The sequence below is a fragment of the Burkholderia sp. MSMB1826 genome, assembly GCF_001526325.1.
Classification (GTDB): domain Bacteria; phylum Pseudomonadota; class Gammaproteobacteria; order Burkholderiales; family Burkholderiaceae; genus Burkholderia.
Map to the genome: position 1 here is coordinate 60,785 of NZ_LOYN01000018.1, position 23,344 is coordinate 84,128.

Sequence of the window (23,344 nt, forward strand, 5' to 3'; positions counted from 1 at the left end):
AACGCTGGGATTCATTCAGACTGCGATCGCGCGCAGCAATTCGGTTTCGAGCTGGATCTGCAGGCGATTGTCGGACAGGCCGGCGCCCGCGAGCAGGAAGATGTCTTCGACGCGCTCGCCGAGCGTATTGATCCGCGCCGCATGGACGCCGATCCGATGTTCGGCGAGTACGCGCGCGATCGAATAGAGAAGGCCCGGCCGGTCGTTGGCCGACACGGACAGGATGTAGTACTGACCGCGCTCGTCGGCCCGCAGGTCGACGCGCGGCGTGATCGGAAACGTCCGGGACAGCCTCGACAGGCGACCCTTCGACGGCTCCGGCAGCGGTGCGGTTTCGGCGAGCCGCGTCGCGAGCTGCTGTTCGACGAGATTCGCGATGTCGCGATAGCGCACGTCGCGTTCGGTCTGCGTGACGATGAAGTTGTCGAGCGCATAGCCGTGCCGCGTCGTGCTGACGCGCGCATCGAGCACCGACAGCCCGTTACGGTCGAAATACGCGCAAATGCCCGCGAACAGGTCGGGGCGGTCCTTCACGTACACGAGCACCTGCAGCGCGTCGCCGATCGGCGACGGCCGCGCGCGGACGATCGCGGTTTCGGCGTTCACGTGCCGGTACAGCACGCGCGTCTGCCATGCGATGTCGGCCGCGTCGTGACGCAGGAAGAAGCCGACGTCGAGCTGATCCCACAAGGCGCGGTGCGCATCCTCGGGCACGGTTTCCAGGCGCAGCAGCGCGAGCGCCTGCTCCTGCCGCGACTTCAGCTCCGAATGCGCGTCGGGATTCGCGCCGCCGAGCACCGCGAGCGTGATGCGGTAGAGATCCTCGAGCAGCTTGCCCTTCCACGTGTTCCACACCTTCGGGCTCGTGCCGCGGATATCGGCGACGGTCAGCAGGTACAGCGCGGTGAGATACCGTTCGTTGCCGACGACCTCGGCGAAGCGCTTGATGACGTCGGGGTCGCTCGTGTCCTGTTTTTGCGCGACCTGGCTCATCGTCAGGTGATGCTGGACGAGCCACACGATCAGCGCGGCATCGTCGCCGGCGATGCCGTGCTCGCGGCAGAAGCGCCGCGCGTCGGCCATGCCGAGCGTCGAGTGATCGCCGCCGCGGCCTTTCGCGATGTCGTGGAACAGCGCCGCGACATACAGCACCCACGGGCGCTCGAAGTTGCCGATCAGCTGGCTGCAGAACGGATATTCGTGCGCATGCTCGGCCACCGCGAAGCGGCGGATGTTGCGCAGCACCATCAGGATGTGCTGGTCGACCGTGTACACGTGGTACAGGTCGTGCTGCATCTGCCCGACGATGCGGCGGAAATTCAGCAGGTAGCGGCCGAGCACGCTCGTCTGGTTCATCAGCCGGAACGCGTGCGTGATCCCTTCGGGTTGCTGCAGGATCCGCATGAACGTGGCGCGGTTCCGCGGATCGCGGCGCCACGTGTTGTTCATGATTTCGCGCGAGTTGTACAGCGCACGCAACGTGCGGGCGGACAGGCCCTTCACGCCGCGCGTCGTTTCGTACAGCAGGAACGCTTCGAGGATCGCGTCGGGATGGCGTTCGAACACGCCGTCGTCGACGATCTCGAGCATCCCCTGTTTCTCGACGAAGCGATCGGCCGACAGCACGCGCGTGATGCCGCTCGTCGCCGGGAAGAGCTGCGCCTCGATGTTCTGGATCAGGATCGTCGCGAGCTGCGTGACTGCTTTCGCGGACCAGTAGTAGCGGCGCATCAGCTGCTCGCTCGCGCGCTTGGCCTGCGTCGGCTGGTAGCCGAAGCTTTCGGCGGCTTGCGTCTGCAGGTCGAACACGAGCATGTCCTGACGGCGCCCGGCGATCACGTGCAGCCGCGCGCGCAACGTCTTCAGGAAGCCTTCGTTGCGGCGCAGCTCGCGCGCTTCGCGGTCGGTGATGAGGCCGCGCGTGTCGAGTTCGCGCCAACTGCTGCCGAAGCCGGCCGCGCGCGCGATCCACAGGATGGTCTGCAGGTCGCGCAGCCCGCCGGGGCTTTCCTTCACGTTCGGTTCGAGGCTGTACGGCGTGTCCTGGAACTTCGCGTGGCGCTGACGCATCTCGAGCACCTTCGCGGTGAAGAACGCGCGTGCGTCGAGCGCTTCGTGATAGCGCACGGTGAAGCGCTCGAACAGCGCGGTGCTGCCGACGATGCGGCGCGCTTCCAGCAGCGAGGTCTGCACCGTGACGTCCTGCGACGCCTCTTCGATGCACTGCGCGACCGTACGCACGCTGCTGCCGATCTCGAGGCCGAGATCCCACGCCATCCCGATGAAGCGCTCGATGCGCGCGTCGAGCGCCGGGTCGTGCGCATCGGGCAGCAGCACGAGGATGTCGACATCGGAATAGGGCGCGAGCTCGCCGCGCCCGTAGCCGCCGACGGCGACGAGCGCGAGCGACGCGGGCAGCCCGCATTCGTCCCACACGCGCTTCAATGCATCGTCGGTGAGTTTCGACAGCGCGTGCATCAGCGACGCGACGTTCGCCGCGCGGCGAAAGCGCTCGAGCAGCTCCGTCTTGGCGGCCTTGAATTCGGCGCGCCGCGACAGCGCTTCGGGCGAGGGGGCAGCGTGAGCGCTCATGGGCGGCCGTTCGGGTGCGGAGGTGGGGCGGGCGCGACGGCGCTCAGACGGCGGCGGCCGGTTGCGCGAACACGGGGCGCGCCGGCGTGCCGGCCGACACGGTCAGCACTTCGTAGCCGGTGTCGGTGACGAGCACCGTGTGCTCCCATTGCGCGGACAGGCTGCGGTCGCGCGTCTTGACCGTCCACTGGTCGGGCATCGTGCGGATGTCGCGCTTGCCGGCGTTGATCATCGGCTCGATCGTGAAGATCATCCCGGCCTTCAGCTCGATGCCGGTGCCCGGACGGCCGTAGTGGACGACCTGCGGATCCTCGTGGAACACCGTACCGATGCCGTGGCCGCAGTATTCGCGCACGACGCTGTAGCCCTGCGCTTCCGCGTGCTTCTGGATCGCGTAGCCGATGTCGCCGAGGTGCGCGCCGGGCTTGACCTGGTCGATGCCCAGCCACATGCATTCGTAGGTGGTCTGCACGAGGCGCTTCGCGAGGATCGAACCCTCGCCGACGATGAACATCCGGCTGGTGTCGCCGAAATAGCCGTTCTTGATCACGGTGATGTCGATGTTCAGCGCGTCGCCGTTCTTGATCACCTTCTCGCCGGGAATGCCGTGGCAGATCACGTCGTTGACCGAAATGCAGGTGGCCTTCGGGTACGGCGGATAGCCGGGCGGCTGGTAGTTCAGCGGCGCGGGGATCGTGCCTTGCTCGTTGATCATGAACTCGTGGCAGAGCCGGTCGAGTTCGGCGGTCGTGACGCCCGCGACGACGTGCGGCGTGATGAAGTCGAGCACTTCGCTCGCGAGACGGCAGGCAACGCGCATCTCCGCGATATCGTGTTCGTTTTTGAGCGTAATAGCCATCGAGGTATGCCTGGAATGCGGTGAATTGACGGATTATCGCACCTTATGGCGGGCCTCGCAGCCCCTGCGGGCCGCCCGGATGCGGGTTTTCGCGGATTGTCCGGCCCGCTGCCGCGCGGCAAGCGAAAGTGCCGCGCGACTTGAGAGCCGACAAATCCGCGTGCTATACTCTTTGGCTAAGTCGATATCCAAATGCCGAACTTTCCCCATTTTGGGGCGGCATCGCGGTGAAAGGCTTGCGGCACGGGCGTTTTGCACGTGCCGAATCGCAAGCCGGCGCAACCAGGGTGCCGGCCGCGCGGAATTCACGCCCTTCGGGCGGGTTCGCGCGGCGGTACGGCGGCCGGCTTAAGACCCAACCCTCGTGGAGAATTTACATGGCAGTCACGATGCGCCAAATGCTGGAAGCGGGTGTCCACTTCGGTCACCAGACGCGCTTCTGGAACCCGAAGATGGCTCCGTTCATTTTCGGTCACCGCAACAAGATTCACATCATCAACCTCGAAAAGACGCTGCCGATGTTCACGGACGCACAGAAGTACGTGCGTCAGCTGGCAGCGAACCGCGGCACGATCCTGTTCGTCGGCACGAAGCGCCAGTCGCGTGACACGATCGCTCAGGAAGCGCAACGTGCGGGCATGCCGTACGTCAACGCACGCTGGCTCGGCGGCATGATGACCAACTTCAAGACGCTGAAGGTGTCGATCAAGCGCCTGAAGGACATGGAAGCGGCCGTCGAGGCGGGCGAAACCGAGAAGATGAGCAAGAAGGAAGCGCTGCTGTTCGAGCGTGAAATCGCCAAGCTGCAGAAGTCGATCGGCGGCGTGAAGGACATGGGCGGCATTCCGGACGCGATCTTCGTCATCGACGTCGGCTACCACAAGATCGCCGTCACGGAAGCGAACAAGCTGGGCGTGCCGGTCATCGCCGTGGTCGACACGAACCACTCGCCGGAAGGTGTGGACTACGTGATCCCGGGTAACGACGACTCGAGCAAGGCAGTCGCGCTGTACGCTCAAGGCGTGGCCGATGCGATCCTCGAAGGCCGTGCGAACGCGGTCAACGAAGTGGTCCAGGCAGCGCGCGGCGACGACGAGTACGTCGAGGAAAACGCGTAACTGGCCCCGAGCCGGCGCAAAAAGGGGGCTCTCAACAGGCCCCCTTTTTTTAAGCTTGTGCGCCGGACCTGATCGCGCCGAATCGGTGCGGGTCCGGAAACGAATCCCGGCCGTTCGCGTCCAAGCGGGCGGCGTTGTGAATACAGACTCAAGGAGCGAATGATGGCGGCAATTACCGCAAGCATGGTGGCAGAACTGCGCGCAAAGACCGACGCACCGATGATGGAGTGCAAGAAGGCGCTGACGGAAGCCGACGGCGATCTGGCCAAGGCTGAAGAGCTGCTGCGCGTCAAGCTCGGCAACAAGGCGAGCAAGGCCGCATCGCGCGTGACGGCCGAAGGCGTCGTCGCATCGTTCGTCGGCGGCAACGCGGGCGCGCTGGTCGAACTGAACTGCGAAACCGACTTCGTCGCGAAGAACGACGACTTCCTCGCATTCTCGAAGACGGTCGCGGAACTCGTCGCGACGAAGAACCCGGCCGACGTGGCAGCACTGTCGGCGCTGCCGCTCGACGGCAAGACGGTCGACGAAGTGCGTCTGGCGCTGGTCGGCAAGATCGGCGAGAACATCTCGATCCGCCGTTTCGTCCGTTTCGAAACCGCGAACAAGATCGCCACGTACCTGCACGGCGCGCGTATCGGCGTGATCGTCGAGTACACGGGCGCGGAAGAGCAGGTCGGCAAGGACGTCGCGATGCACATCGCCGCGATGAAGCCGGTCGCGCTGTCGTCGGCCGACGTGCCGGCGGAACTGATCGAGACGGAGCGCCGCGTGGCCGAGCAGAAGGCTGCCGAATCGGGCAAGCCGGCCGAAATCGTCGCGAAGATGGTCGACGGCAGCGTCCAGAAGTACCTGAAGGAAGTGTCGCTGCTGAACCAGACGTTCGTGAAGAACGACAAGCAGACGATCGAGCAGATGCTGAAGGCAGCGAATGCCGCAGTGCAGAAGTTCGCGCTGTTCGTCGTCGGCGAAGGCATCGAGAAGCGCCAGGACGACTTCGCCGCCGAAGTGGCCGCGCAAGTCGCAGCAGCAAAGCAGCAGTAAGCAGTCAGGCAGTATCCGCGGCGGGCGTCCGCTCCGCCGCGGCCGGCGGCGCCGCCGGCCGGCCGGGAACCCCGGTCCGGTCGTCGGCGCTTGCCCGAATCAGTATTTCGCCCCTACAGTTCGTGGTTGTCATCCTCTCGTCGCTCGGAAGCCCCTATGTCCAATGCCTATAAACGCGTCCTCCTCAAACTCTCCGGCGAAGCGCTGATGGGCGACGATGCCTTCGGCATCAATCGCGCGACGATCGAACGGATGGTGGCCGATATCGCGGAAGTCGTGCGTCTCGGTACGCAGCTCGCGGTCGTGATCGGTGGCGGTAATATTTTCCGCGGCGTCGCGGGCGGCGCGGCCGGCATGGACCGCGCGACGGCCGACTACATGGGGATGCTCGCGACGATGATGAACGCGCTGGCGCTGCAGGACGCGATGCGCCACGCCGGCATCGAGGCGCGCGTGCAGTCCGCGCTGCGCATGGACCAGGTCGTCGAGCCGTACATCCGGCCCCGCGCGATCCGTCAGCTCGAGGAAGGCCGCGTCGTGATCTTCGCGGCCGGCACCGGCAACCCGTTCTTCACGACCGATACCGCCGCCGCGCTGCGCGGCTCGGAAGTGGGCGCCGAAGTCGTGCTGAAGGCGACCAAGGTCGATGGCGTATATTCTGCCGATCCGAAGAAGGATCCGTCGGCCACGCGCTATACGACGATCAGCTTCGACGAGGCGATCAGCCGCAACCTGCAGGTGATGGACGCGACGGCGTTTGCGCTGTGCCGCGACCAGAAGCTGCCGATTCGCGTGTTTTCGATCAACAAGCCGGGCGCACTCAAGCGCATCGTGCTGGGCGAGGACGAAGGTACGCTCGTCCACGTGTAAACTCCCGCGGACGCGGGCGATCGGCGCGGGTTGCCGGCCGCGGCGCGCGACACGCGCCGGGCGGGGCTCGCGTTCTTTTGAAGGTTTGAAGGTTCGGAGGTTGAAATGAGTGTCGCTGATGTCAAGAAGGGCGTCGAGCAAAAGATGCAGCGCTCGATCGAAGCGTTCAAGAACGATCTGGCCAAGATCCGTACGGGCCGTGCACACACCGGCCTGCTCGATCACGTGCAGGTCGACTACTACGGCTCGATGGTGCCGATCTCGCAGGTCGCGAACCTGACGCTCGTCGACGCACGCACGATCGGCGTGCAGCCGTGGGAAAAGAACATGGTCGCGAAGGTCGAGAAGGCCATCCGCGAAGCCGATCTGGGCCTGAATCCGGCGACGGCCGGCGATCTGATCCGCGTGCCGATGCCCGCGCTGACGGAAGAGCGCCGCCGCGAGCTGACCAAGGTCGTGAAGAGCGAAGGCGAAACGGCCAAGGTCGCGATCCGCAACCTGCGCCGCGACGCGAACGAAGCGCTGAAGAAGCTCGTCAAGGACAAGGAAATCTCGGAAGACGACGAGCGCCGTGCGAGCGACGACGTGCAGAAGCTGACCGACAAGCACGTCGCCGAAGTCGACAAGCTCGTGCAGACCAAGGAAGCCGAGATCATGACGGTCTGACGACCGTCCTCGCGCGCCGCCTTCTTCCCGCATTACTGTCTCAACGGCCATGACCTATACCAGCTCTACCGTTCGCGTGCCTGACGTCGGTGTCGTGCCGCGTCACATCGCGATCATCATGGACGGCAACGGCCGTTGGGCGACCGAACGCCGCTTGCCGCGCGTCGCGGGGCATACCCGCGGCGTCGATGCCGTGCGGGCGGTGGTCGAAGGCTGCGCGCGCGCCGGCGTCGAATACCTGACGCTGTTCGCGTTCAGTTCGGAAAACTGGCGCCGGCCGAACGACGAAGTGTCGTTTCTGATGCGGCTGTTCATCACCGCGCTCGAGCGCGAAGTGGGCAAGCTGCATGCGAACGGGATCCGCCTGCGTGTCGTCGGCGATCTCGAGCGTTTCGAGCCGCGCATCCGCGAACTGATTCGCCGCGCCGAAACCAAGACGGCGCGCAATACCCGTCTGACGCTCACCATCGCGGCCAACTACGGCGGCCGGTGGGACATCCTGCAGGCGACGAAGAAGCTCGTCGAGCAGGCCGTGCGCGAAGGTCGCGAGGTCGAAGTGACCGAGGACGCATTCGCGCCGCACCTGGCAATGGCTTACGCGCCGGAGCCCGATCTCTTCATCCGCACCGGCGGCGAGCAGCGCGTCAGCAACTTCCTGCTGTGGCAGCTCGCGTACGCCGAATTCTATTTCACCGACAAGTACTGGCCGGATTTCGACGGCGCGGCACTGGCCGACGCGATGGCGTCGTATACCGAGCGCGAGCGCCGTTTCGGGCGCACGAGTGCGCAGCTCGAACCGCAATCGCAGAACGCCGACTCCCTTTCATGCTGAAAACCCGTGTGATCACGGCGATCGCGATGCTGGCGGTGCTGCTGCCGGTGACGCTGTTCGCGCCGCTCGACGGGTTCGGTGCGCTGATCGGCGTCGTGCTCGTGTTCGCCGCGTGGGAGTGGGCGCGCCTGCTGAAGCTCGGCGGCGCCGGCCCCGTCGTCTACGCGGTCGTCGCGGCGCTCGCGCTCGCGGCCACCGTGCCGCTCGGCGTCGATGCGGCTTCGTCCCGTCCCCTTTTCATGGCGGCCGGCGTGTTCTGGCTGCTGGTCGGTCCGTTCGCGCTGCGACGCAAGCCCGAACTCGCGGGCGGCGTCTGGCGGCCGTTCCTGCTGGCCGCCGGCCTCGTCGTATTCGCCGCCTGCTGGCACGCGCTCGTCGCAGCTCGCGCGCAGGGCGTGCCGTTCGTGCTGTCGCTGCTTCTGGTCGTCTGGCTGGCCGATATCGGCGCATACTTCGCAGGCAAGGCCTTCGGAAAGCGTAAACTGGCCGTCACGATCAGCCCCGGCAAGAGCTGGGAAGGCGCGATCGGCGGCTGGTTCGCAGTCGTGGTCGTCGCCGGTGTCGCGATGGCCGTGCACGCATTCGAACCGACCCTGTTTTCTGCATTCGCCGCGCGGTACGGCATGCCCGGCGCGTGGGCCGCGCTGACGCTGCTGGTCGCGTACAGCGTGATCGGCGACCTGTTCGAGTCGCTGCTGAAGCGGCAGGCGGGTGTGAAGGATTCGAGCGGACTGCTGCCGGGCCACGGCGGCGTGCTCGATCGTGTCGACGCGCTGCTGCCGGTGCTGCCGCTCGCGATGCTGCTGCTTGGTTAAACCATTATTTCTGTTATGCAAAAACGTCTGACATTGCTCGGTTCCACGGGCTCGATCGGAGACAGCACGCTCGATGTGGTCGCGCGCCATCCCGAGCGCTTCTCGGTCTATGCGCTGACCGCGCACCGCAACGGCGACAAGCTCGTCGAGCAGTGTCTGCGCTTCGCGCCTGAAGTGGCGGTGGTCGGCGATGCCGCGACGGCCGCGCACGTCGACGCGAAACTGCGCGCGGCGGGCAGCAAGACGATCGTGCTGCACGGGCCGCAGGCGCTCGTCGACGTGTCGAAGAGCGACGGTTGCGACACGGTGGTCGCGGCGATCGTCGGCGCGGCCGGCCTCGCGCCGAGCCTGGCGGCCGCACGCGCCGGCAAGCGGATCCTGCTCGCGAACAAGGAAGCGCTCGTGATGTCGGGCGCGATCTTCATGGACGCCGTGCGCGACCATGGCGCGATCCTGCTGCCGGTCGACAGCGAACACAACGCGATCTTCCAGTGCATGCCGCGCGATGCGGCCGAACACGGCGGGATCTCGAAGATCATCCTGACCGCGTCGGGCGGCCCGTTCCGCACGCGCGAGCCGGCCACGCTCGTCGACGTGACGCCGGACGAGGCGTGCAAGCACCCGAACTGGGTGATGGGCCGCAAGATCTCGGTCGATTCCGCGACGATGATGAACAAGGGCCTCGAGGTGATCGAGGCGCACTGGATCTTCGGGCTGCCGGGCGACCGGATCGACGTGCTGATCCATCCGCAGAGCGTGATCCATTCGCTCGTGTCGTACCGCGACGGCTCGGTGCTCGCGCAGCTCGGCAACCCCGACATGCGCACGCCGATCGCGCACGCGCTCGCCTTCCCCGAGCGCGTCGACGCGGGCGTCGACCAGCTCGACCTCGCGCAGATCGCCCAGTTGTCGTTCGAGAAGCCCGATTACGCGCGCTTCCCGTGCCTCGCGCTCGCGCTGAAGGCGCTCGAGGAAGGCGGTATCGCGAGCGCCGCATTGAACGCGACGAACGAAGTGGCGGTCGAAGCATTTCTCGAGCGCCGGATCGGCTTCATGGCGATCGCGGCGACGGTCGACGCGGTGCTCAACGCGCTGCCGAACCGCGCGCCCGACGGGCTCGACGACGTCCTCGCGGCGGATGCCGAGGCCCGCCGCCTCGCGGCCGCGATCATTGCAAAAGCGCCTGCGCCACGCGTGGAGCGTACGGTCTGAATGAGGTGCTCATGAACGTGCTGGTCGAACTGGTCGCGTTTGCGGTGGCGATCGGGGTGCTGGTCGTCGTGCATGAGTACGGACATTATCGCGTCGCGCGCTGGTGCGGCGTGAAGGTGCTGCGTTTCTCGATCGGCTTCGGCCAGCCCGTCGCGCGCTGGGTCGGCCGCAGGACGGGCACCGAGTGGACGCTGTCCGCGCTGCCGCTCGGCGGCTACGTGAAGATGCTCGACGAGCGCGATCCGGGCCCGGGCGGCATTCCGCCCGACGAGCTCGGCCAGGCATTCAATCGCCAGTCGGTCTACAAGCGCATCGCGATCGTCGCGGCCGGGCCGATTGCGAACTTCCTGCTGGCAATCGCGCTGTTCTCCGCCGTATTCGCCACCGGCGTGACCGAGCCGGCCGCGATCGTCGCGCCGCCCGCCGCCGGCACGGCGGCGGCCCGCGCGGGCTTTGACGGCAGCGAGACGGTCGTGTCGATCCGCAACGCGCAGGGCGGCGAGTCCGAACCGGTGCGATCGTGGTCGGATCTGCGCTGGAAGCTGCTGTCGGCCGCGTTCGACCATCGCGAGGTCGTGCTCGGCGCGCGCGACGGCAATGCGACGTTCGATTTCCGCGTCGACCTGCGCAACGTGCCCGACAGCCAGCTCGACGACGACTTCATGGCTCATCTGGGCTTCGAGGCCGGCGGCGGCGCGTTGTCGGTCGCGTCGGTGCAGCCGGGTAGCGCGGCGGAGCAGGCCGGCCTGAAGGTCGGCGACAAGCTGGTCGCGCTCGACGGCAAGCCGCTCGGCGGCGCGGCGCGCTTCATCGATACGGTGAAGCACCACGCGGGCCAGCCGCTCGACCTGCAGATCGAGCGCAACGGCGCCGCGCAGACGGTGTCGATCGTGCCGCAGATGCAGCGCGACGACGAATCCGGGCAGCAGGTCGGCCGGATCGGCGCGGCGCTGTCGATGCACGCGCCGTCGGTGGACGTGCGCTACGGGCCGATCGAGAGCCTGCGGCTCGGCGCGCACCGCACGTGGGACATCTCCGTGTATTCGCTGAAGATGTTCGGGCGGATGATCACGGGTAACGCGTCGCTGAAGAACCTGTCCGGCCCGGTGACGATCGCCGACTACGCAGGCAAGAGCGCGCGGCTCGGCCCGTCGGCGTTCCTGTCGTTCCTCGCCCTTGTCAGCATTAGCCTTGGCGTCCTGAACTTGTTGCCGATTCCCGTTTTGGACGGGGGGCATCTGTTATATTATGCGGTTGAAGCCGCGACCGGGAAAGCCGTCTCGGAGCGTTGGCAGCTGATTCTGCAAAGAGCCGGGTTGATCTGCATCGTCGCATTGTCGGCGATCGCGCTGTTCAACGATTTGGCTCGGTTAATCCATTTCTGAAGCGTCAGGCGGCGGCCGCGGGTCAGCCGCCCGATTTGATGCAGCTAAATATTGGGGATGCATGTTGTTCAAACCTCATCGCTTTGTACCTAAGACAGTTGCAGCGGCCGCGCTCGCCGCGCACGGCCTCGCGGCGCATGCAGCGGCACCGTTCGTGGTGCAAGACATCAAGATCGAGGGGCTGCAGCGCGTCGAAGCGGGTTCGGTGTTCGCCTATCTGCCGATCAAGCAGGGCGATACCTTCACGGACGACAAGGCATCCGAAGCAATCCGCGCGTTGTACGCGACGGGCTTTTTCAACGACGTTCGCATCGCCACGCAAGGCAACGTCGTGATCGTGCAGGTGCAGGAGCGGCCGGCCATCGCGTCGATCGACTTCACCGGCACGAAGGAATTCGACAAGGACAACCTGACGAAGGCGCTGCGCGCGGTCGGCCTCGCCGACGGCCGCTACTACGACAAGGCGCTCGTCGACAAGGCGGAGCAGGAGCTCAAGCGCCAGTACCTGACGCGCGGCTTCTATGCGGCCGAGGTCAAGACGACGATCACGCCGGTCGACGCGAACCGCGTGTCGATCCTGTTCGCGGTCGCCGAAGGCCCGAGCGCCAAGATCCGGCAGATCAACTTCATCGGCAACAAGGCGTTCAGCACCAGCACGCTGCGCGACGAGATGCAGCTGTCGACGCCGAACTGGTTCTCCTGGTACACGAAGAACGACCTGTACTCGAAGGAAAAGCTCACGGGCGACCTCGAGGCCGTGCGCTCGTACTACCTGAACCGCGGCTACCTCGAGTTCAACATCGAGTCGACCCAGGTGTCGATCTCGCCGGACAAGAAGGACATGTACCTGACGGTCACGCTGCACGAAGGCGAGCCGTACACGGTGTCGGGCATCAAGCTGTCGGGCAACCTGCTCGATCGCGAGGCCGAGCTCAACAAGCTGATCAAGATCAAGCCGGGCGACCGCTTCTCCGCCGAAAAGCTGCAGCAGACCACCAAGTCGATCGTCGACAAGCTCGGCGAATACGGCTACGCATTCGCGACCGTCAATGCGCAGCCGGACATCGACCAGGCGAACCACAAGGTGAACCTGAACCTCGTCGTCGACCCGAGCCGCCGCGTGTACGTGCGCCGCATCAACGTGGTCGGCAACACGCGCACGCGCGACGAAGTGGTGCGCCGCGAAATGCGCCAGCTCGAAAGCTCGTGGTTCGACTCGAACCGCCTCGCGCTGTCGAAGGACCGCGTGAACCGTCTCGGCTACTTCACCAACGTCGACGTGACGACGGTGCCGGTGGAAGGCACGAACGACCAGGTCGACGTGAACGTGAAGGTCGACGAAAAGCCGACCGGCGCGATCACGCTGGGCGCCGGCTTCTCGTCGACGGACAAGGTCGTGCTGTCGGCCGGCGTGTCGCAGGACAACGTGTTCGGTTCGGGCACGAGCCTGTCGGTGAACGTCAACACCGCGAAGAGCTACCGTACGCTGACCGTCACGCAGGTCGACCCGTACTTCACGGTCGACGGCATCAAGCGGATCACGGACGTCTTCTACCGCACGTACCAGCCGCTCTACTATTCGACGAGCTCGAGCTTCCGGATCATCAGCGCGGGCGGCAACCTGAAGTTCGGCATTCCGTTCTCGGAAGTCGATACCGTCTACTTCGGCGCGGGCTTCGAGCAGAACCGCCTCGACGTCGATTCGAACACGCCGCAGAGCTACCAGGATTACGTGAACGAGTTCGGCCGCGTGTCGAACACGGTGCCGCTGACGGTGGCGTGGTCGCGCGATGCGCGCGACAGCGCGCTGATTCCGAGCCGCGGCTACTTCACGCAGGCGAACATGGAGTACGGCGTGCCGGTCGGCAAGATCCAGTACTACAAGGCCGACCTGCAGGCGCAATACTACTATTCGTTCTCGCGCGGCTTCATCCTGGGCCTGAACCTGCAGGGCGGGTACGGTAACGGTATCGGCAACCCGTACCCGATCTTCAAGAACTACTACGCGGGCGGTATCGGCTCCGTGCGCGGCTACGAGCCGAGCTCGCTGGGCCCGCGCGATACGAAGACGAACGACCCGATCGGCGGTTCGAAGATGCTGGTCGGCAACATCGAGCTGACGTTCCCGCTGCCGGGCACGGGTTACGACCGCACGCTGCGCGTGTTCACGTTCCTCGACGGCGGTAACGTGTGGGGCAATGCGCCGGGCGGCACGAGTACGGGCGCCAACGGCCTGCGCTACGGCTACGGCGTGGGTCTCGCGTGGATCTCGCCGATCGGCCCGCTGAAGCTGAGCCTCGGCTTCCCGCTGCAGAAGCATGAAGGCGACCAGTACCAGAAATTCCAGTTCCAGATCGGGACGGCGTTCTGACCGAACGCATGACAACAGCAACGAGAGGGTAATTTTGCTAACCGGTAAGTTTTCGAAACGAGTGATGTGCGCGCTGACCGTTGCGCTGGCCCTGGGCGCGGCGACGGTGCACGCACAGGACGTCGCCCGCATCGCGGCGGTCAATTCGGATCGGATCCTGCGCGAGTCGGCGCCCGCCAAGGCGGCGCAGACGAAGCTCGAAGCCGAGTTCGCGAAGCGTGACAAGGATCTGCAGGATCTCGCGGCACGTCTGAAGTCGATGTCCGATTCGCTCGACAAGAACGGCACGTCGTTGTCGGCGGCCGATCGCGCGCAGAAGCAGCGCGATCTCGCGCAGCTCGACACCGACTTCCAGCGCAAGCAGCGCGAGTTCCGCGAAGACCTGAACCAGCGTCGCAACGAAGAGCTGGCTGCCGTGCTGGAAAAGGCGAACAAGGTCATCAAGCAGATCGCCGAGCAGCAGAATTACGACCTGATCGTGCAGGAAGCCGTGTACGTCAGCCCGCGCATCGACATCACCGACAAGGTGCTCAAGGCGCTCGCGTCCGGCTCGGCGAACTGAACGGAGCAGACGACGAATGGCATTGACGCTCGAGGAACTCGTAAAGCGGTTCGGCGGCGAGATCGCCGGCGACGCACAGTGCACGGTCGGCGGCCTCGCGCCGCTCGACCAGGCAGGCCCTCAGCAACTCGCGTTTCTCGCGAACCCGAAGTACCTGTCGCAGGTCGAGACGACCCGCGCCGGCGCGGTGCTGATCGCGCCGAAGGATCTTGAAAAGCTGGGCGCGGCCGCCACCGGTCGCAACTTCATCGTGACGCCGAATCCGTACGCGTACTTCGCGCGCGTCGCGCAGATGTTCATCGATCTCGCCACGCCGCCGCGTGCGGCCGGCGTGCATCCGAGCGCGACGATCGATCCGGCCGCGCAGGTCGCCGCGACCGCGGTGATCGGCCCGCACGTGACGGTCGAGGCCGGCGCGGTGATCGAAGACGGCGTGCTACTCGACGCGAACGTGTTCGTCGGTCGCGGCACGACGATCGGCGCCGGCTCGCATATCTATCCGAACGCATCGGTGTACCACGGCTGCAGGATCGGCCCGCGCGCGATCATCCATGCGGGCGCCGTGATCGGCTCGGACGGCTTCGGCTTCGCGCCGGATTTCGTCGGCGACGGCGACGCGCGCACCGGCAGCTGGGTCAAGATCCCGCAGGTCGGCGGCGTGACGATCGGTGCGGACGTCGAAATCGGCGCGAACACGACGATCGACCGCGGCGCGATGGCGGATACCGTCATCGAGGAATGCGTGAAGATCGACAACCAGGTGCAGATCGGCCACAACTGCCGGATCGGCGCGTACACGGTGATCGCCGGCAGCGCCGGCATCGCGGGCAGCACGACGATCGGCCGCCACTGCATGATCGGCGGCGCGGCGGGGATCGCCGGCCACGTGACGCTCGGCGACTATGTCATCATCACCGCGAAGTCGGGCGTATCGAAATCGCTGCCGAAGGCCGGCATCTACACCAGCGCGTTCCCGGCCGTCGACCACGGCGAATGGAACAAGAGCGCCGCGCTCGTGCGCAACCTCGACAAGCTGCGCGAGCGCGTCAAGGCGCTCGAAGCCGCGCTCGCCGCCCAGGGCGGCGCCCACGCCTGAGCCCATCATGCGAGACCACGAACCGGGCACGGCCAGCGCAACCGGCCCGGTTCGTCAGACTGGGTCGCACGGCGGCCCGCTTCAGCCTTTGCATCACCACCGCGCAGCCTCTGCGTGAGACGAACCATCATGAGCACTGAAAAAATCAATCTCGACATCCACAAGATCCTCACGCTGCTGCCGCATCGCTACCCGATTCTGCTCGTCGACCGCGTGCTCGAACTCGAACCGCACAAAGGGATCAAAGCGCTGAAGAACGTGTCGATCAACGAGCCGTTCTTCCAGGGGCACTTCCCGAAGCGGCCGGTGATGCCGGGCGTGCTGATCCTCGAGGCGCTCGCCCAGGCCGCGGCGCTGCTGACGTTCGCGGAAGAGCAGCCGAAGGATCCGGAGAACACGCTGTATTACTTCGTCGGGATCGACGGTGCCCGCTTCAAGCGCGTGGTCGAACCGGGCGACCAGCTGATCCTGAACGTGACGTTCGAGCGCTACATCCGCGGCATCTGGAAATTCAAGGCGGTGGCGGAAGTGGACGGCAAGGTGGCGGCGGAAGCCGAACTGATGTGCACGGTCAAGACGGCCGACGCGGCGCCCTGAGCGACGCGGCACGCATGGGTAACGTAACGCGAGCAACGCGACACATCATATCGAGAGGCAACGGCGCATGACCAGGATTCATCCTACCGCGATCGTCGAGCCGGGCGCGCAGATCGACGAATCGGTCGAGATCGGCCCGTACGCGATCGTCGGCCCGCACGTCACGATCGGCGCGCGCACGACGATCGGCTCGCACAGCGTGATCGAAGGCCATACGACGCTCGGCGAGGACAACCGCATCGGCCATTACGCGTCGGTCGGCGGCCGTCCGCAGGACATGAAGTACAAGGACGAGCCGACGAAGCTCGTGATCGGCAACCGCAACACGATCCGCGAATTCACGACGATCCACACGGGCACCGTGCAGGACGTCGGCGTGACGACGCTCGGCGACGACAACTGGATCATGGCCTATGTGCACATCGGCCACGACTGCCGCGTCGGCAACAACGTGATCCTGTCGAGCAACGCGCAGATGGCCGGCCACGTCGAGATCGGCGACTTCGCGATCGTCGGCGGCATGTCGGGCGTGCACCAGTTCGTGCGCATCGGCGCGCATTCGATGCTGGGCGGCGCGTCGGCGCTCGTGCAGGACATTCCGCCGTTCGTGATCGCGGCGGGCAACAAGGCCGAGCCGCACGGGATCAACGTCGAAGGGCTGCGCCGGCGCGGTTTCTCGGCCGACGCGATCTCGGCGCTGCGCAGCGCGTACCGCGTGCTGTACAAGAACAGCCTGTCGCTGGAGGAAGCGAAAGTGCAACTGCGCGAACTCGCGCAAGCGGGTGGCGACGGCGATGCGCCGGTGAAGGCGCTCGTCGAGTTCATCGACGCGTCGCAACGCGGCATCATCCGCTAAGCGATGCCGCTCCCGACCAATCAGCTGCGGCTCGCGATGGTGGCCGGCGAGCCGTCGGGCGACCTGCTCGCGGCGTCGCTGCTCGGCGGCCTGCGCGAGCGGCTGCCCGAATCGGCCCAGTATTACGGGATCGGCGGGCAGCGCATGATCGCGCACGGCTTCGACTCCCACTGGCAGATGGACAAGCTGACCGTGCGCGGCTACGTCGAGGCGCTGGGTCAGATTCCCGAGATCCTGCGAATTCGCGGCGAACTGAAGCGCCAGTTGCTCGCCGAACGGCCGGATGCGTTCATCGGCGTCGACGCGCCCGATTTCAACTTCAACGTCGAGCAGGCCGCGCGCGACGCGGGCATCCCGTCGATCCACTTCGTGTGCCCGTCGATCTGGGCGTGGCGCGGCGGCCGGATCAAGAAGATCGCGAAGTCCGTCGACCACATGCTGTGCCTGTTCCCGTTCGAACCGGCGATTCTCGACAAGGCCGGCGTCGCATCGACCTACGTCGGCCATCCGCTCGCCGACGACATTCCGCTCGAACCCGACACGCACGGCGCGCGCATCGCGCTGGGTCTGCCGGCCGACGGCCCGGTGATCGCGGTGCTGCCGGGCAGCCGGCGCTCGGAGATCGCGCTGATCGGCCCGACGTTCTTCGCGGCGATGGCGCTGATGCAGCAGCGCGAGCCCGGCGTGCGGTTCGTGATGCCGGCGGCGACGCCCGCGCTGCGCGAGCTGCTGCAGCCGCTCGTCGACGCGCACCCGCAGCTCGCGCTGACGATCACCGACGGCCGTTCGCAGGTCGCGATGACGGCCGCCGACGCGATCCTCGTGAAAAGCGGCACCGTCACGCTGGAAGCCGCGCTGCTGAAGAAGCCGATGGTGATCTCGTACAAGGTGCCCTGGCTGACCGGGCAGATCATGCGCCGGCAGGGCTACCTGCCGTATGTCGGCTTGCCGAACATCCTGGCGGGGCGTTTCGTCGTGCCCGAGCTGCTGCAGCATTTCGCGACGCCCGAGGCGCTCGCCGACGCGACGCTCACGCAGCTGCGCGACGATGCGAACCGCCGCACGCTGACCGAAGTGTTTACCGAAATGCATCTTTCGCTGCGGCAGAACACGGCCGCGAAGGCGGCCGAGGCCGTCGTGCGCGTGATCGAGCAACGCAAGGGGCGCGCATGACCGCCGTCCGTGCACCGCGCCGCCGTGCGTCGAGCGACGTGCAGGGCGGTTTCGATTTCAGCCGCCCGGACGAGATCGTCTGCGGCGTCGACGAAGCCGGCCGCGGCCCGCTCGCGGGGCCGGTGGTGGCTGCCGCGGTGATTCTCGATCCGGCGCGGCCGATCGACGGGCTCGACGATTCGAAAGTGCTGTCCGCGAAGAAGCGCGACATGCTGTACGACCTGATCGTCGAGCGTTCGCACGCATACTGCGTCGCGTCGGCGAGCGTCGACGAAATCGATACGCTGAACATCCTGCACGCGACGATGCTCGCGATGAAGCGGGCCGTCGAAGGGCTGTCGGTGCTGCCGACGCTCGCGCAGATCGACGGCAACCGTTGCCCGACGCTGAGCGTGCGCGCCGAGGCGATCGTCAGCGGCGACGCGCTCGTGCCGAGCATCTCGGCCGCGTCGATCCTCGCGAAGGTCACGCGCGACCGGATGCTGGTCGATCTGCACGAACGCTTCCCGGTGTACGGCTTCGACGTCCATGCGGGCTACGGCACCGCGAAACATCTTGCCGCATTGCGCGAGCACGGCCCGTGCGAAGCGCATCGGCGCTCGTTCGCGCCCGTGCGTGCGGCGCTCGATCTGATTCGATGAAAAGCATTACTTCCCGCGACAACCCGCTGTACAAGCGCCTGAAGGCGCTCGCGGGTTCGACGGCCCATCAGCGCCGCAGCGGCCAGGCGCTGCTCGAAGGTTTCCATCTGGCGAGCGCATACCTCGACACGGGGGCGACGCCCGAGCTGTGCGTCACGACCGAAGGCGCGCTCGGCCACGCCGACGCGCAAGCGATCGTCGCGCGTATCGACGCGCAGCGGATCGTCACGCTGCCGGACGCGTTGTTCGGGCAACTGTCGAACGTCGTCAACGGTGTCGGCTTCCTGCTGCTGGTCGACCGGCCGGCGCAACCGCTGCCCGAACGCGTGACGGATACGGCGGTTGTGCTCGACGGCGTGCAGGATGCGGGCAACGTCGGTTCGATCCTGCGCAGCGCGGCGGCGGCCGGCGTGCGTCACGTGTTCTGCGCGCCGGGGACGGCCCATGCGTGGTCGTCGAAGGTGCTGCGTTCGGGCATGGGCGCGCATTTCCTGCTGTCGATCCATGAGGATATCGACGCGGCGGCGCTGGCCGAACGCCTCGACGTACCGGTCGCGCTGACCGACTCGCATGGCGCGCAGGCGGTCTACGACTGCGATCTGTCGGGGCCCGTTGCATGGGTGTTCGGCAACGAAGGCGCCGGCGTGTCGGCATTCTGGCGCGACGCGGCCGCGCATCGCGTGACGATTCCGCAACCGGGCGGGATGGAGTCGCTGAACGTTGCGGCGGCGGCGGCGGTGTGCCTGTTCGAGCAGGTGCGGCAGCAGCGGCGCGTATGACGGCGCGGCGTTATCACGTTGTCCGCCGATCTGACCGCACGATGAAAGAAGGCCGCGTTCGACGCGGCCTTTTTGCTGTTGGCGGCGGCCTCGCGGCCGCGCCGGCGGGGTGGGCCGTCAGTACGACTGCCGGTCGAGGCGGATTTCCTGCAGGATCGTCGTCGCGATTTCCTCGATCGACTTGTGCGTCGACGACAGCCACTTGATCCCTTCGCGGCGCATCATCGCCTCGGCCTCGTTGATCTCGTAGCGGCAGTTCTCGGGCGCCGCGTACTTGCTGCCCGGCCGGCGCTCGTTGCGGATCTCCGACAGGCGCTGCGGGTCGATCGACAGCCCGAACAGCTTGTCGCTGTACGGCGACAGCGCCGACGGCAGCTTGCCGCGTTCGAAATCCTCCGGAATCAGCGGATAGTTGGCGGCCTTCACGCCGTACTGCATCGCGAGGTACAGGCTCGTCGGCGTCTTGCCGCTGCGCGACACGCCGACGAGGATCACATCGGCCTCCGACAGGTTGCGGTTCGACTGGCCGTCGTCGTGCGCGAGCGAGAAGTTGATCGCCTCGATCCGCGTCTTGTATTCCTCGGTGTCCGCATTCTGGTGGCCACGGCCCATCGCGTGACTCGACTTGAGTTCCAGTTCCTGCTCGAGCGGTTCGACGAAGCGCTGGAACATGTCGAGCACGAGCGCGTTCGAGCGCTTGACGATGTCGTTCGACTCGCTGTCGACGAGCGTCGTGAACACGATCGCGCGACGGCCGTCGTGCACGGCGGCCTCGTTGATCTTCTCGACGGTCGCATAGGCCTTGTCGAGCGAGTCGACGAACGGCACGCGCACGAGGCGGAATTTCTGGTCGAACTGGGAAAGGATCGAATGCGCGAAGGTTTCGGCAGTGATCCCGGTGCCGTCGGAGACGATGAATACGGTAGGCAGCATGAATCTGGACGTCGAGCGTGAAGGGCAGTTGCGCGGGCGGCTGGAGGCGAGCCTCCAGACCCAGTGACAAGGTCGCGCCACATCCGGCAGCCGGCACGGTAGAATAGCGGCAACCTGTTGGATAAGCAATTGCGGGGGCAGGGCGCGAACGGCGCTCGGTGGCTGGGCCGCGCGATTCCCGAATTCCCGGCAAGTCTGGCGATTTGTCTGAAAATATCGCCCTTCTGCCGGGATTTTTGCAAATCGGGTCGGAAGATTTCCGCCGCTGCGAGTGTTTATCTAACAGGTTGCGCAAGACGCGCCGCGCCTTTTTGCAAGCGCCCGCGTTCGAGCCCACTTGCGCGATCGAGCATTTTTTTCACACTTAGGGGCTTGTATGACTAACGCAGCAAACGTCGCAAAGGACCAGGCGTATGTAATTCCGTTCGAGCAGTTGCGGATGACCGATGTGGAGATCGTGGGCGGCAAGAATGCGTCGCTCGGCGAGATGATCAGCCAGCTTTCCGAAGCAGGCGTTCGCGTTCCCACCGGTTTCGCCACGACCGCGCTCGCATTCCGCGATTTCCTCAAGCACAACGACCTGACCGACCGGATCGCCAAGCGTCTCGAGTCGCTCGACATCGACGACGTGAAGGCGCTCGCCGAAGCCGGCGCCGAAATCCGCAAGTGGATCGTCGACGCGCCGCTGCAGCCGCGCCTCGAGCAGGAAATTCGCGCGCAGTTCGAAGTGCTGAAGAACGGCTCGCCGAGCGAACTGTCGTTCGCCGTGCGCTCGTCCGCGACCGCGGAAGACCTGCCCGATGCATCGTTCGCCGGCCAGCAGGAGTCGTATCTGAACGTCGTCGGCATCGACGACGTGCTCGACCGCATGAAGCACGTGTTCGCGTCGCTGTACAACGACCGCGCGATCTCGTACCGCGTGCACAAGGGCTTCACGCACGCCGAAGTCGCGCTGTCGGCCGGTGTGCAGCGCATGGTCCGCTCGGACGTCGGCGCCGCCGGCGTGATGTTCACGATCGACACCGAATCGGGCTTCAAGGACGCCGTGTTCATCACGTCGAGCTACGGCCTGGGCGAAACCGTCGTGCAGGGCGCGGTGAACCCGGACGAGTTCTACGTGTTCAAGACGACGCTCGCGCAGGACAAGTACCCGATCATCCGCCGCTCGATCGGCTCGAAGCTGATCAAGATGGAATTCACGCAGCCGGGCGAGCCGGGCCGCGTGAAGACGGTCGACGTGCCGCACGAGCAGCGCAACCGCTACTCGATCACCGACGACGACGTGATCGAGCTCGCGAAGTACGCGGTGATCATCGAGAAGCACTACCAGCGTCCGATGGACATCGAGTGGGGCAAGGACGGCCGCGACGGCAAGATCTTCATCCTGCAGGCGCGTCCGGAAACGGTGAAGAGCCAGGCAACCGGCAAGGCCGAGCAGCGCTTCAAGCTGAAGGGCCAATCGCAGGTGCTGGCGACGGGGCGTGCGATCGGCCAGAAGATCGGCGCGGGCCCCGTGCGCGTGATCCAGGATCCGTCGGAAATGGAACGCGTGCAGCCGGGCGACGTGCTGGTGGCCGACATGACCGACCCGAACTGGGAACCGGTGATGAAGCGTGCAGCGGCGATCGTCACGAACCGCGGCGGCCGCACCTGCCACGCGGCGATCATCGCGCGCGAGCTCGGCGTGCCGGCCGTCGTCGGCTGCGGCGATGCGACCGACATCCTGAAGGACGGCGCGCTCGTCACCGTGTCGTGCGCGGAAGGCGACGAAGGCAAGATCTACGACGGGCTGCTCGAGACGGAAGTCACGGAAGTGCAGCGCGGCGAACTGCCGGAAATCCCGGTCAAGATCATGATGAACGTCGGCAACCCGCAGCTCGCGTTCGACTTCTCGCAACTGCCGAACGCCGGCGTGGGCCTCGCGCGTCTCGAGTTCATCATCAACAACAACATCGGCGTTCACCCGAAGGCGATTCTCGAGTACCCGAACATCGACCAGGACCTGAAGAAGGCGGTCGAGAGCGTGGCGCGCGGCCATGCGTCGCCGCGTCAGTTCTACGTCGACAAGCTGACGGAAGGCGTCGCGACGATCGCGGCGGCGTTCTATCCGAAGCCCGTGATCGTGCGTCTGTCCGACTTCAAGTCGAACGAGTACAAGAAGCTGATCGGCGGTTCGCGTTACGAGCCGGACGAGGAAAACCCGATGCTGGGCTTCCGCGGCGCGTCGCGCTACATCGCCGACGATTTCGCGCAGGCGTTCGAGATGGAATGCCGTGCACTGAAGCGCGTGCGCGACGAAATGGGCCTGACCAACGTCGAGATCATGGTGCCGTTCGTGCGGACCGTGAAGCAGGCGGAGCGCGTCGTCGGCCTGCTCGAGAAGTTCGGGCTGAAGCGCGGCGAAAACGGCCTGCGCCTCGTGATGATGTGCGAAGTCCCGACCAACGCGATCCTCGCCGAAGAGTTCCTGGAACACTTCGACGGCTTCTCGATCGGCTCGAACGACCTCACGCAGCTCACGCTCGGCCTCGACCGCGATTCGGGCATGGAACTGCTGGCAGTCGACTTCGACGAGCGCGACCCGGCCGTCAAGTTCCTGCTCAAGCGTGCGATCGATACTTGCCGCAAGATGGGCAAGTACGTCGGTATCTGCGGCCAGGGCCCGTCCGATCACCCGGACTTCGCGCAATGGCTGACCGACGAAGGCATCGTGTCGATCTCGCTGAACCCCGACACGATCATCGATACGTGGCAGGCGCTCGCCAACCGGAAGTAACGGTCGGTCATGCAACCTCGGCGAAAGTGCGGTCCGCCGCGCTTTCGTTGAAGGCAAAATGCAAGGTTCGTGCTATAAACACCCCGGTAAGCACCGGGGTGTTTTTTTTCGTCGGTACGCATGGGGCCATCTCAAGCGCACCGGCCGCTGCGCACAGCCGCGCGCGC

20 protein-coding genes are annotated in these 23,344 nt (G+C 65.9%); 17 read left to right on the forward strand and 3 right to left on the reverse strand.

Features of this window, described 5'->3' with window-relative positions; all coding sequences use genetic code 11:
* Nucleotides 1-15 precede the first annotated feature (15 nt).
* On the reverse strand, nucleotides 16-2,592 hold the full coding sequence (locus WS95_RS10640; RefSeq protein WP_034207667.1) for a [protein-PII] uridylyltransferase: 2,577 nt from the start codon (nucleotides 2,590-2,592) through the stop codon (nucleotides 16-18).
* Between the two features lie 43 nt (nucleotides 2,593-2,635).
* Nucleotides 2,636-3,451, reverse strand: coding sequence for a type I methionyl aminopeptidase (map, locus tag WS95_RS10645; protein ID WP_059780848.1), 816 nt, complete (start codon nucleotides 3,449-3,451; stop codon nucleotides 2,636-2,638).
* 377 nt (nucleotides 3,452-3,828) lie between these two features.
* Here map and rpsB point away from each other — a divergent pair, with 377 nt between their 5' ends.
* The 16 genes from rpsB (at nucleotide 3,829) to WS95_RS10725 (ending at nucleotide 19,468) form a co-directional block, all read left to right on the forward strand.
* The gene (gene rpsB / locus WS95_RS10650) at nucleotides 3,829-4,569 is read left to right on the forward strand and encodes a 30S ribosomal protein S2 (RefSeq protein ID WP_034207665.1); all 741 of its coding nucleotides are present in this window, start codon (nucleotides 3,829-3,831) and stop codon (nucleotides 4,567-4,569) included.
* A 162-nt stretch (nucleotides 4,570-4,731) separates the two neighbouring features.
* Nucleotides 4,732-5,613 carry a translation elongation factor Ts gene (tsf, locus tag WS95_RS10655; protein WP_034207664.1) on the forward strand — a complete coding sequence of 294 codons (882 nt, stop codon included), beginning with the start codon at nucleotides 4,732-4,734 and terminating at the stop codon, nucleotides 5,611-5,613.
* Nucleotides 5,614-5,769: 156 nt separating this feature from the next.
* The gene (pyrH, locus tag WS95_RS10660; RefSeq protein WP_006402648.1) at nucleotides 5,770-6,483 is read left to right on the forward strand and encodes a UMP kinase; all 714 of its coding nucleotides are present in this window, start codon (nucleotides 5,770-5,772) and stop codon (nucleotides 6,481-6,483) included.
* 105 nt (nucleotides 6,484-6,588) lie between these two features.
* Nucleotides 6,589-7,149 (forward strand): ribosome recycling factor, encoded by a 561-nt coding sequence (gene frr, locus WS95_RS10665; RefSeq protein ID WP_006483822.1) that lies wholly within the window; start codon nucleotides 6,589-6,591, stop codon nucleotides 7,147-7,149.
* Between the two features lie 49 nt (nucleotides 7,150-7,198).
* Nucleotides 7,199-7,981 (forward strand): polyprenyl diphosphate synthase, encoded by a 783-nt coding sequence (gene uppS, locus WS95_RS10670; RefSeq protein WP_034207662.1) that lies wholly within the window; start codon nucleotides 7,199-7,201, stop codon nucleotides 7,979-7,981.
* Nucleotides 7,975-8,796: a phosphatidate cytidylyltransferase gene (locus WS95_RS10675; RefSeq protein WP_059823765.1), complete on the forward strand. Its 822-nt coding sequence runs from the start codon at nucleotides 7,975-7,977 to the stop codon at nucleotides 8,794-8,796. The genes uppS and WS95_RS10675 overlap by 7 nt, the downstream gene beginning before the upstream one ends.
* 15 nt (nucleotides 8,797-8,811) lie before the next feature.
* Complete coding sequence (locus tag WS95_RS10680) at nucleotides 8,812-10,008, forward strand: 1-deoxy-D-xylulose-5-phosphate reductoisomerase (protein WP_059823766.1); 1,197 nt, start codon at nucleotides 8,812-8,814, stop codon at nucleotides 10,006-10,008.
* An 11-nt stretch (nucleotides 10,009-10,019) separates the two neighbouring features.
* Nucleotides 10,020-11,393 (forward strand): RIP metalloprotease RseP, encoded by a 1,374-nt coding sequence (rseP, locus tag WS95_RS10685; protein WP_059823768.1) that lies wholly within the window; start codon nucleotides 10,020-10,022, stop codon nucleotides 11,391-11,393.
* Between the two features lie 61 nt (nucleotides 11,394-11,454).
* Complete coding sequence (bamA, locus tag WS95_RS10690; RefSeq protein ID WP_006478499.1) at nucleotides 11,455-13,764, forward strand: outer membrane protein assembly factor BamA; 2,310 nt, start codon at nucleotides 11,455-11,457, stop codon at nucleotides 13,762-13,764.
* A 64-nt stretch (nucleotides 13,765-13,828) separates the two neighbouring features.
* Complete coding sequence (locus WS95_RS10695) at nucleotides 13,829-14,326, forward strand: OmpH family outer membrane protein (protein WP_034207658.1); 498 nt, start codon at nucleotides 13,829-13,831, stop codon at nucleotides 14,324-14,326.
* A gap of 16 nt (nucleotides 14,327-14,342) precedes the next feature.
* Nucleotides 14,343-15,422 (forward strand): UDP-3-O-(3-hydroxymyristoyl)glucosamine N-acyltransferase, encoded by a 1,080-nt coding sequence (gene lpxD / locus WS95_RS10700; RefSeq protein ID WP_059823769.1) that lies wholly within the window; start codon nucleotides 14,343-14,345, stop codon nucleotides 15,420-15,422.
* A 129-nt stretch (nucleotides 15,423-15,551) separates the two neighbouring features.
* Complete coding sequence (gene fabZ, locus WS95_RS10705) at nucleotides 15,552-16,019, forward strand: 3-hydroxyacyl-ACP dehydratase FabZ (protein WP_006495559.1); 468 nt, start codon at nucleotides 15,552-15,554, stop codon at nucleotides 16,017-16,019.
* A 67-nt stretch (nucleotides 16,020-16,086) separates the two neighbouring features.
* Nucleotides 16,087-16,875, forward strand: a complete 789-nt coding sequence (gene lpxA / locus WS95_RS10710) for an acyl-ACP--UDP-N-acetylglucosamine O-acyltransferase (RefSeq protein WP_034207656.1) — start codon at nucleotides 16,087-16,089, stop codon at nucleotides 16,873-16,875.
* A 3-nt stretch (nucleotides 16,876-16,878) separates the two neighbouring features.
* Nucleotides 16,879-18,048: a lipid-A-disaccharide synthase gene (gene lpxB, locus WS95_RS10715; RefSeq protein ID WP_059780853.1), complete on the forward strand. Its 1,170-nt coding sequence runs from the start codon at nucleotides 16,879-16,881 to the stop codon at nucleotides 18,046-18,048.
* Nucleotides 18,045-18,689: a ribonuclease HII gene (gene rnhB / locus WS95_RS10720; protein ID WP_059505913.1), complete on the forward strand. Its 645-nt coding sequence runs from the start codon at nucleotides 18,045-18,047 to the stop codon at nucleotides 18,687-18,689. The genes lpxB and rnhB overlap by 4 nt, the downstream gene beginning before the upstream one ends.
* On the forward strand, nucleotides 18,686-19,468 hold the full coding sequence (locus WS95_RS10725) for a TrmH family RNA methyltransferase (RefSeq protein ID WP_059823771.1): 783 nt from the start codon (nucleotides 18,686-18,688) through the stop codon (nucleotides 19,466-19,468). Before rnhB ends, WS95_RS10725 begins: the two co-directional genes overlap by 4 nt.
* A gap of 117 nt (nucleotides 19,469-19,585) precedes the next feature.
* Here WS95_RS10725 and ppsR read toward each other — a convergent pair whose 3' ends face one another.
* Nucleotides 19,586-20,401: a posphoenolpyruvate synthetase regulatory kinase/phosphorylase PpsR gene (gene ppsR / locus WS95_RS10730; RefSeq protein WP_034207652.1), complete on the reverse strand. Its 816-nt coding sequence runs from the start codon at nucleotides 20,399-20,401 to the stop codon at nucleotides 19,586-19,588.
* Between the two features lie 376 nt (nucleotides 20,402-20,777).
* Here ppsR and ppsA point away from each other — a divergent pair, with 376 nt between their 5' ends.
* Nucleotides 20,778-23,177: a phosphoenolpyruvate synthase gene (gene ppsA, locus WS95_RS10735; RefSeq protein ID WP_034207651.1), complete on the forward strand. Its 2,400-nt coding sequence runs from the start codon at nucleotides 20,778-20,780 to the stop codon at nucleotides 23,175-23,177.
* Nucleotides 23,178-23,344: the final 167 nt, after the last annotated feature.